Annotated in this window: 10 protein-coding genes; all 10 read right to left on the reverse strand. The window is 58.3% G+C overall.

The annotated features are described in order from the left end of the window. Nucleotides 1–103: 103 nt before the first annotated feature. Nucleotides 104–307 carry a hypothetical protein gene (locus tag WA950_RS22330; RefSeq protein WP_424553937.1) on the reverse strand — a complete coding sequence of 68 codons (204 nt, stop codon included), beginning with the start codon at nt 305–307 and terminating at the stop codon, nt 104–106. Nucleotides 308–339: 32 nt separating this feature from the next. After that, nucleotides 340–585, reverse strand: a complete 246-nt coding sequence (gene rpsU, locus WA950_RS22335) for a 30S ribosomal protein S21 (protein WP_424553938.1) — start codon at nt 583–585, stop codon at nt 340–342. A 39-nt stretch (nt 586–624) separates the two neighbouring features. After that, complete coding sequence (locus WA950_RS22340) at nt 625–912, reverse strand: cold-shock protein (RefSeq protein WP_424553939.1); 288 nt, start codon at nt 910–912, stop codon at nt 625–627. A 115-nt stretch (nt 913–1,027) separates the two neighbouring features. Beyond that, a complete protein-coding gene (locus WA950_RS22345; RefSeq protein WP_424553940.1) occupies nt 1,028–1,237 on the reverse strand; it encodes a cold-shock protein in 210 nt (69 codons plus the stop codon). A 312-nt stretch (nt 1,238–1,549) separates the two neighbouring features. Further along, the gene (locus WA950_RS22350; RefSeq protein ID WP_424553941.1) at nt 1,550–2,605 is read right to left on the reverse strand and encodes an SdiA-regulated domain-containing protein; all 1,056 of its coding nucleotides are present in this window, start codon (nt 2,603–2,605) and stop codon (nt 1,550–1,552) included. Between the two features lie 346 nt (nt 2,606–2,951). Further along, entirely contained in the window at nt 2,952–3,602 is a 651-nt protein-coding gene (locus tag WA950_RS22355) for a hypothetical protein (protein WP_424553942.1), read from the reverse strand. Between the two features lie 581 nt (nt 3,603–4,183). Then, nucleotides 4,184–6,403 carry a molybdopterin cofactor-binding domain-containing protein gene (locus WA950_RS22360; protein ID WP_424553943.1) on the reverse strand — a complete coding sequence of 740 codons (2,220 nt, stop codon included), beginning with the start codon at nt 6,401–6,403 and terminating at the stop codon, nt 4,184–4,186. A gap of 3 nt (nt 6,404–6,406) precedes the next feature. Beyond that, a complete protein-coding gene (locus WA950_RS22365) occupies nt 6,407–6,865 on the reverse strand; it encodes a (2Fe-2S)-binding protein (RefSeq protein WP_424553944.1) in 459 nt (152 codons plus the stop codon). Between the two features lie 210 nt (nt 6,866–7,075). Further along, nucleotides 7,076–7,975 carry an AraC family transcriptional regulator N-terminal domain-containing protein gene (locus WA950_RS22370; RefSeq protein ID WP_424553945.1) on the reverse strand — a complete coding sequence of 300 codons (900 nt, stop codon included), beginning with the start codon at nt 7,973–7,975 and terminating at the stop codon, nt 7,076–7,078. 417 nt (nt 7,976–8,392) lie between these two features. Next, complete coding sequence (locus WA950_RS22375; protein WP_424553946.1) at nt 8,393–9,298, reverse strand: hypothetical protein; 906 nt, start codon at nt 9,296–9,298, stop codon at nt 8,393–8,395. Nucleotides 9,299–9,764 lie beyond the last annotated feature (466 nt).

Consider the following 9,764-nt stretch of genomic DNA (forward strand, 5'->3'; position numbering starts at 1 on the left):
AACTTGCTGAAAGAGTGACAGCATCGGCGGCTATGGTGGCATGCCGGCCCGGTTGCCACCGGGTGGTTGGGCCGCAGCCTCACAACCACCCATGCCCGCGATATTACTTCTTCTTACGTTTCGGCGCTTCCGGTGCAGGTTCGGCAGCCTCTTTCGCCAGACGAAGTGCCCGAAGTTTCTCGGTCTTCTTTTCTCTGGCTGAGGCTTCCTGTTCGACGATGCCCCGTGCGACGGAGTTGGTCTCCTCCGCCTTTTTCTCCGAGCTCACCTTGGTGGGCTTGAAGAACTGCTGTCGCGTGGCTGTCATTCGTCAATTCCTCCGGTTAAGGCGCGTCCCCGTCACCCCTGCCGGCTGACGATGGGCTTCTTCTTGGGAGCAGGCAGAAGCCCTTCCCTCTGCGCCTTCTTGCGGGCCAGCTTGCGCGCGCGACGGATGGCGTCGGCCTTTTCGCGGGCCTTCTTTTCGGAAGGCTTCTCAAAGGCGCTGCGCGCCTTCATTTCGCGAAAGAGCCCTTCCCGCTGCATCTTCTTCTTGAGGACGCGGATAGCCTGCTCGATATTGTTGTCCCGAACGAGTACTTGCAAAGTATGTCCTTCCTTTGCGGCAACGCCGCTGCATGTTGGTTACTTCTTGGTTCGAATGGTCATTGGCTTGAGCCAAGGTTCATTGCTGCCGGGAGTCGGGCGCGGCACGCTCACCGGTCTTGACGGGGCCGTTTCCGGCGCCTCGATATCACTGGCAAGAACACGACGCTCGAATGTCTCGCCACCAAGACGCACACGATATTGTACTTCACCGTGGTCCGATGGCAGGATCCCGATGATCTTGCAGATTTCGTTGGTTTCCGCGCGGCGAAACAGATCTGCCTTGAGCTTAACCATGTCTCCGACGGCATGAATTCCCCGGCCCATAGCTTGCTCCTTTGCGCTGGAAACAAAAAGGCCGGGCACTACCCCGACCTCTTCCTGTCGCTCGCCATCGACACTGCCAGTACATCCGTGGTCAGCGAAGAGGGACGACAATTCCTTATTCAGCGCGCAGGTTGTCTGCCGAGCTCTTGCCGGACTTGCGGTCCTGCACGATGTCGAAGCTGACCTTCTGGCCTTCGGCAAGCGAGCGCATGCCGGCGCGTTCAACTGCAGAGATATGCACGAATACGTCGTTCGCGCCATCGTCCGGAGCAATAAAGCCAAAACCCTTGGTGCTGTTGAACCACTTTACGGTGCCTGAATTCATAACGATTTCCTTTCAATCGCTGGGGAAGCAGCCAGGAGGGCCGCCACATATAGATCGACGATGAGAGGATTTCTGACCGTGCCGTGAAGGCGTAGACAAAGGTCACAAGCAAAGTTCGATACCATATATATAGGTATTCTGGCGCTTTATGCAAGGAGCATATTCGTTTTCCGGAAAAAACGAAGAAATCTCCGCCTGACACCATCGAGTATTGATGCCGCCTCGTGCTGGGCGGCGCAAGGATCCGGTTCAGTGGCCCGACGGGATTCCATGAAACAAGCCGGGGCTGATTTGCATAGACAAAAGAGCCCCTCAGATCGGTTTCGCTGTAGCGGCAGCGCATGTCTGCCACCAGGAACCCCAGGTCACCTTCGATCTTTCACAGCGCTTGAACCGATAAAACAGGTTCGGCTCGGAGACGATAAAGATGTCGCCGTCCTGCCCCACCGCGACACCTTCTGCCTGACCTACAGTCTCGGTGAGGCCGTGATGCCCCTTGAGCAGGGACATCATGCCCAGTGCCCTGCCGTCCAGCGAGTACTCGACCAGCATCGCGGAGAGATGGCTGAGCAGAAGCAGGCTTTCCGTCTGTTCATGCAGCGCGACGGAAGACAGATCGAGCGTGAACAGGCTGGACAGGTCCCGCAAATGCCATTCCTGAATATCGGAGCTCACCAACTCGCCCCCCGTCGTCTTGATGAGCCCGCCGATCGCAAGCACGCGAAGCGGCAGCATTTCCTGCACAGCGAACAAGCGCTTGTGACGCGAATCCCAGGAAAGTCCCTCGAGGCTCATATTTTTGAAGGCGCCGATGTCGAGGCGCAGACGATAGCCTTCGCCAAGGATGATTTCATCCGTTCCGGGACCGATGCGCACCAAATGCAGACTGTCGTCGCCTTCATCCGCGATGATGAACATGTCTCCCTCGACATGCGTGATCCCCTCCGGGTCCCGACCGCCGATGATCGGGATGCGCCTCAGGAGATCTCCCTCCACCGAAAGCTCTGCGGCTTCCGGCTTGCGGTTGATGACGGTGAAGAGGGTGCCTGTCGCCTGCGAAAAGCTCAGGCCCGAAACGTTGTCGCTCAAACCGGCAATGGGCTTTCTCTCAACGACGACATTGTAGGAAGACAGCGCCAGATGCCGCTCAGGGCCTTCGATGTTGTTCGCTCGCGTGATGAGAAAGTAATAGGCGAAGCTCGCATAGGCAGAGTACCACAGCCAGAACATCGCCGCCCCCACGAGGGTGAGCACGATGACAGACCGGCCTCGCCAGGAAAGGCTGCGGAGAAACCGTAGGAACGCTCGTCCGATCTTGCTCATATGCTGGATCGAGATTCGATATACGTAGTGCCACACATGTTTCATCGTCCAATTTGTCTGGCAGCCCTCACATTCCTGCTCAACAGAAACGCAGGATGCCGACGCCGTCGGTCGTCACAAACCGCTCGCTTGTGTTGATAAAAAGGCGCATTCGTTTGTGATCTACGCCCCCTGGAGGACGACTATGGCCCCAGGTCCACTTCGTCTGCCGCTCGGGGCGATCCGGGTTCAATGCCAGTGCATGCCTGATGGTACTGTACAGCAAGCGCGGCGATCGGCGAAACGCCGATGCACGACTTCCATTCAAACGCACGCTTCGCGCTACCGAGCGAATGCATTTGACGGAAGCTGGAAAGCGAGGATGCCGAGGAGAAAATTTCAGGACGAAACGTCATGGTGGGGCCGACGGCCGGCTATGATTTTCGCGTGAAGAGAGGCTGGCAAAGCGTATCTTCTGCTGAGCGGAAAGCAGGAAGATGTAAGCGGCAAGCTCGGAAATTTCTTCAAAAATTTGACCGTGGGCAAGATATCTATCGAGCGACATTCCTATTTTTCCTTCCGCCGCACTCATCAGCAGGAGGGAAATCACAGTCATTGCAAGATCGAAAAGCGGAAACTGCCGGTTACTCTTTACATCTTCTGCAAGCGTCCACAGCCTGTGTTTATAGACCAGAAACGCTGAGAGAGAAACAAGAGCTGCCACGATCAAAGGGACAACAGGCCGGTAGGAAAGGATCCTACTTGAATAGACTGGCCCACTTTCGGACATCTCGAGTGGCGGGAAAAACACAGCGCCCCAACTCAGTTCACGGGCAAGACATATGAGCCAAATAGGAATGACGGCGGCCCATAGCCAACCCCACCCGGATTTGCTTTTCAAGGCGAGAATACCGGCCTGTACGCCACCAGCGATCAGGATAAAATTCTGCGATATTTCTATAGGGCCATTTTCAAAGCCATACCGCGCCGGAAGAAAAAGCGACAGCGGATACGCCAACGCAAGCACAACCAACGCGAGAAACCGAACAAAATTAGAAGGCATACAGCATCCGTCATCTGGTATATTTAAAATACTGGATGATTGAACTGGATACTGCTCTGACTATCGAAGACCGAACTTAGTCAGCATTGCAACAGCAATCATCCCGGGTCGAAACCGTGACTTCCTATGGCTTCCACCTAACATAGGAGCCCTGAACGGGATTCCCATTGCCGCGTGCGTATTCCGTATGGCGCCTGCAGGCCGCGAAGGGTGTCCTGTGCATTGCAACTCCATGTAACTGCGGCTCGTCGGGACAGCCCCCTCATCCAAGAAGCATCCGGGAACGCAAAATGTACTTTGATGTCGCCATAGCAGGTTTTGGCCCAATGCAACATGGTCCCTCAACAAATGGTACCAACAATTCACATATCGAATGAACGAGCGATCGGCATGCCGCAAAAGCTGGGGTCGGCGGGAGTGCTGCGCGCCGCCCCGGCAATGCGTTTGCAGGCCGCCGGCCCGGTGAACGTGGCCGAATTTGATGTTCGTTTTGAAGAAGGGCCGTTGCGAACGGAGCAAATTGTTTGCTGCTTCCAAGGAAGAGCGACATCCCCGGCCATGGGCTGGCCGGGGATGGGAAGTCACGTATTCAGCGTCTTGGTAAAGGGCAAGGTGCGAACCCGCTTGCCGAGCGCCTTGTAGGTAGCGCTCGCAACTGCCGGCCCGATCGGCGGCACGCCCGGCTCGCCGATACCCGAAGGCGGATTGGCGGAGGCGAGGATGTGGACCTCGATCGTGGGCATCGCATCGATCCGGAGCGGCGTGTACATATCGTAGTTGCCCTGATCCACCTTGCCGTCGGTCAGGGTGATCTCCTCGCCCAGGATGGCGCCGAGACCAAAACCGATGCCACCCTCGACCTGGGCACGGACCAGGTCCGGGTTGATCGCAAGGCCGCAGTCGACGGCCGCAACGACACGATCGACTTTCACACCACCATTGCCATCGGCCGTGACCTCCGCAATCTGCGCAACGACCGATCCGAAGCTTTCCGCCACCGCGACGCCGCGGAAACGCCCCTCTGGCAGCGGCTTCGTCCATTCGGCTTTTTCCGCAGCGAGTTTCAGGACAACCGCATGGCGTGACTGCGGATCCAGCATTGAAAGGCGGTATTCAATCGGATCGCGCCCAGCCGCTTCGGCGATTTCATCGATGAAGGCCTCGGCGGCAAATGCGGTATGGGTCGACCCCACGGAACGCCACCAAAGGACAGGCACTCCGACGTCCGTGGTGGTAAGGCCGACCGTTTGATTGGGAATGGCATAGGGCAGGTTGTTCGCCCCTTCGACCGAGGTCGGGTCGACGCCATTCTGAATCGCCCCCTCGAAGGCCGTCTTCGCCATGATGGACTGGCCCACCACATGGTCGCTCCAGGCAACGAGTTTTCCGTCGGCATCGATCCCGGCCTTGAGCTTGTGGACATAGGCGGGACGATAGCGACCGGCGCGCATATCGTCCTCGCGGGTCCACTGCACCTTCACGGGCGCACGGAAACCGATGGCCTTGGCGACATGCACGGCCTCGACGATCACGTCGCCGTCGAACACGGCGCGCCGGCCGAAGCTGCCACCGCTTTTCAGGACATGCAGCCGTACCTTGTCCGGGGTGACACCCGCGACCTGGCTGGCAAGCATCTGGTAAACATCGGGGAACTGATGCCCGCCCCAAACTTCAAGCGTTCCATCCTCGTTCCTGCGAGCGACGGCATTGAGCGGTTCAATCGCGGCATGCGACAGATAGGGGAACTCGAAGACCGCCTCGATGACCTTGGTCGCTGCCGAAAACCCGGCTTCGACGTCACCGTCCTTGCGTGCGATGGCCGCTGGTGCCTTGCCTGCAAGATCCCTGTACATCGCCAGGAGCTCGGCCGTACCGCGCTTTTCGGCAGCATCCTCGTCCCAAACGACCTCCACGACCTCGCGGCCCTTGATCGCGGCCCACATGTGCTCGCCGACAACCGCGATACCACGCGGCGTCTCGACGACATCGACGACACCCTTCACCGAGCGTGCCGCAGCGGCATCGAAGGACTTGACCTTCGCACCGAACCTGGGGGGATGGATCATCACCGCCGTCAGCATGCCGGGCAGCTTGACGTCGATCGTATATTGTTCGGTTCCGTTCGTCTTGCGGGCGCTGTCGAACCGCTTCAGCTTGGCATTGCCGATCAGCTTCCAATCACCGGGTTGCTTGAGCGCCACATCGGCCGGCACAGGCAGGGCCGCCGCCTTGGCGGCAAATGCACCAAAACCTCCGGTCTTGCCGGAGGGATGGGTCAGAACGCCGTTCTCGACCGCTATTTCCGCCGGCTGGACTCCCCATTCGGCTGCGGCGGCTGCGACCAGCATTGCGCGCGCTGCCGCGCCCGCCTTGCGATAGCGCTCCCAGGAGGTGACCATAGAAGTGGATCCGCCCGTTCCCTGGACGGTGCCGCCAAAGGCGACATTGCCATAGGCCTTTACGTTACCGGCGACCCCGCGGACATCGATCGACGCCCAATCGGCGTCGAGTTCTTCGGCAACCAGCGTTGCAAGGCCGTTATAGGAGCCCTGCCCCATTTCAAATTGGGACGAAAGCACCATTACCTTGCCGTCAGTACCGATCGTCAAATAGGGCGTGAAGGCAGCTGCGTTGTCGCCATCGGCGGCGACTTCGCCAGCGATGGCGGGTGAGGAAGCAAGGATATGATAGCCGACGGCGATACCGCCGCCCGCCGCCAGCACACCGAGCATGAACTGCCGGCGCGAGGATTGCGTCTTCGCCAACGGAAGCACAAGGGATTGCATCAGTTTCGGGATCATCGTTCAGGCCTCCAAGCGCTTGGCAGCTTCGTGAATTCCGGCGCGAATTCGATGATAGGTGGCGCAACGACAGAGATTCCCGGTCATTGCACTATCGATATCATCGTCAGTGGGTTTGGGGTTGTTCGCGAGGAGATCCGTCGCCGAGATGATCTGGCCGGATTGACAGTATCCGCATTGCGGCACGTCGAGATCAGCCCAGACCGCCTGGACGGTCTCGGCCACCTTGCCCGTGAGCCCCTCGATGGTCGTCACTTGCGCGTTGTCGACGTCACCGACGAACGTCTGGCAGGAGCGCACCGGTGAGCCGTCAAGAAGAACGGTGCAGGCGCCGCATTGTGCCATGCCGCAACCGAACTTCGTTCCCGTCAGTCCGACAAGATCGCGGATTGCCCAAAGCAACGGCATATCCGGGTCGGCGTCGACCTCATGCGCGGCGCCGTTGATCGTCAAAGTCACCATCACGTTCTCCTTGCGTTATGATCTCAGCCTGGAGCTTGGTCGTTGACGTTGCCGCCAGGCAGCGTTTGAATCCGCCCCCGTCGAACGAAATTACAAGAGTCTCCCGGGAGCGGATAGGCACGATCCTGCCGAATTATTGCCTGATCCTCTTGTCCGACGATTTGTGGCCCAACACTTGAGTGAAGCGGATTTGTCCGGCCGGCCGTTGCGTCAGTCGATCAGGCCACGCTTGGCTGAATCGCCTGAATTGAGGATAGCCTTGACGTCACGGAGGGGTGGATGGCCGAACATGCGGCGATACTCCCGGCTGAACTGCGTCGGGCTCTCGTAGCCGACCTTGAGCGCAGCGGTCGAAGCATCGAGTGATCCGGAAAGCATCAGTTCCCGCGCATGATGCAGCCTCAGATGCTTCTGGAACTGGAGGGGGCTCATGGCCGTCACTGCACGAAAATGATGGTGCAGCGTGGAGACACCCATATTTGCCATGTCTGCCAGTGCCTCGACACGAAGCGGCATGGCGTAGTGTTCCTTCAGCCAGGCGACGGCCTTTGCGACCCGGTTGCTGTTCGTTCCCGACAGCACAAAGCGGCGCAACCGTGCGCCCTGTTCACCCGTGAGAAGCCGGTAGTAGATTTCATTCTGTATATGGCTTGCCATGAACGGCATGTCGTTCGGCGAATTCACGAGTGAAATCAGGCGCAAGAACGCATCGAACAGCTCGGTCGTGGCCGTGCCCACCACAACGCCACGGTCCCGGTCGGCGTCGGTCGTCGAATGCAGATCATGGTTTGCAATCAGGCGACGAAGCACATCGAGATCCAGGTGCAACTTTGCAGCCACATAGGGCTGCGCCTCGCTCGCCTCGCAGATCTGCCCCCTCATCGGCAAGCCGACCGTGGTGAGAAAGAAGCATGACTCATCGTAGACAAGCGTTTCGTCCCCGATACTGATGCGCTTGCTGCCGTTGATGATCAACGAGAGACTTGGCTCATACAAGGTGAAAAACGGCCCGGCGGGCTCGACGATGCGATAGAGCGAGAGGTTCGGTATTCCATGTTTGAAACTGATGCCGTCCCACGGCAATTGCGACAGCACGTCCACGATCCGCATGCGAACAGCTGTCGTTTGAACCCGAAAGCCCTCCCCGCCCGGCAAGTTCGCCTCCTCGGTCACAGTTGCTGAATACCGCATCTCTCAAATCCGCCTTCAGTATTATCACATAAATTTTACCCGGAGAGGATCAGGCAATAATCCACGGAAACAAGCTTACACATTGCAAGGGCGAGGGTCACGGAGTTTTGGCGCTTCAATTTTGAACGCCAATCGAGCCGATTGGCAGGCTCTCGGCAGGATCGTCATTCAGGCTTCCCAAATCGCTCGGCCGCTGCTCCAGCTCGCCTCGAGCATCGACGCCTCGCGACCCGTCACGACAGGCGAACCGCTCAAGCGTTGTCCCGTCTAGCCGCCACCATGATCCGGCTACACTGAATATCGATCCCGGGTGGCGTGCAGGGCTACTCGTCGGCCTCAGCCCTCTCGCTTCGCTCGTGAATCGCAGTCTTTTACCGCCTCTGCCAATGTGGCCTGCCCCAGGTCGTTCAGGTGGATATCGTCCCTGAATGGAGACCGGCCAGCAGCCTGTTCACGTGTGATCCGCTCGGAAAGCTGGACTATCGGATACGTGCGAGCCTTGAACATCCGGCCAATCTCCGCCCACCCGCCTTCTGGAGCTGACGACAATTCCGTCTCTGTCAGGTGCTGCACCAGACAGACTTTCAATCCCGCATTCGCAAGCGAGTCCAACAATCGCCGCACGCTATCGCGGCTGACCTCAGGCAGCGTTTCATCCGGTTGCTCTTCGGCAACGGGCGCCGTGAGAAACGAGGGAATGAAACGGGGCAGATAGCGGGTGATCAATTCCTGAATTGCCAGTATCGGAGCGCGGGTCGGATGCGTATTGGGATCAAGTGCCTCGAAGTTCGGGATATCGCCAAAATCATGGGAACTCAGGACGATCACTGCTGTGTCGGCCCCCTGATGGCCCAGCTCCTCCAACCAGGCCGCCAGGTTTGCCGGCCCCCAGCTTCCGGCACTTACATTGCCGAAAAACACCTGGTCATCCGACAACAGTGTGGTTGCGAGCATAGCATGATCGGTGAGGCTGCCACCATTGACGACAGAATCGCCCATGACGAGCACCCTGCGTGGGGCAGTCACCTCATCCAGCCCGGGGCTCCGCATACCAAGCTCATTGTACAATTGTCGGTTTCCGAACCGTTGAAGATCCTGATCCGGCGCAAACATGTACTCGATTTTTGGGTGGACCACGCTCAAAGGCGGTGTGCCCAGTCCCAATCCAAATCGAGCAACCGCTTCAACACAAGCGAACAAGACCAGTGCGCAAGGCACCGCCAGCAGATATCGTTTCTTCATAGTCACCCCTGCGAACATCCAAAGGCAGCCTGTAGGGATATGCTATTCTAGTTTGCCGATCGGCATGGAATGCCGGGTGCGTATGCGGGGAAGCCGGACAGAAATACCGAAGCAAGGTCGAACATCCCAGTCGATTCGAAGTCGAAAAAGGTCACCGATATGAAATCGGAAGGGATCGAGCGGATTTTGACCCGTTAATTAATGATTACCGAACGACTGGCTGCCGTCAAGCAAGAGTAATTCTGGGGGGTTGGTACTGAAAGCGATCTGCAGTTCCCACCTTAGATGGATGTACCGGCCGGCATGCGCGCCTGGATGCGAGACGTGTCAGGAGTAAACCTTCGCCCTGAACGGCAAAAGGGCTCCGAGTTTCCTCGGAGCCCTTTGATAAGTCTTGTAAATTTTGGTTGCGGGGGCAGGATTTGAACCTGCGGCCTTCAGGTTATGAGCCTGACGAGCTACCGGG

Source organism: Shinella sp., assembly GCF_049651085.1.
Lineage (GTDB): Bacteria > Pseudomonadota > Alphaproteobacteria > Rhizobiales > Rhizobiaceae > Shinella.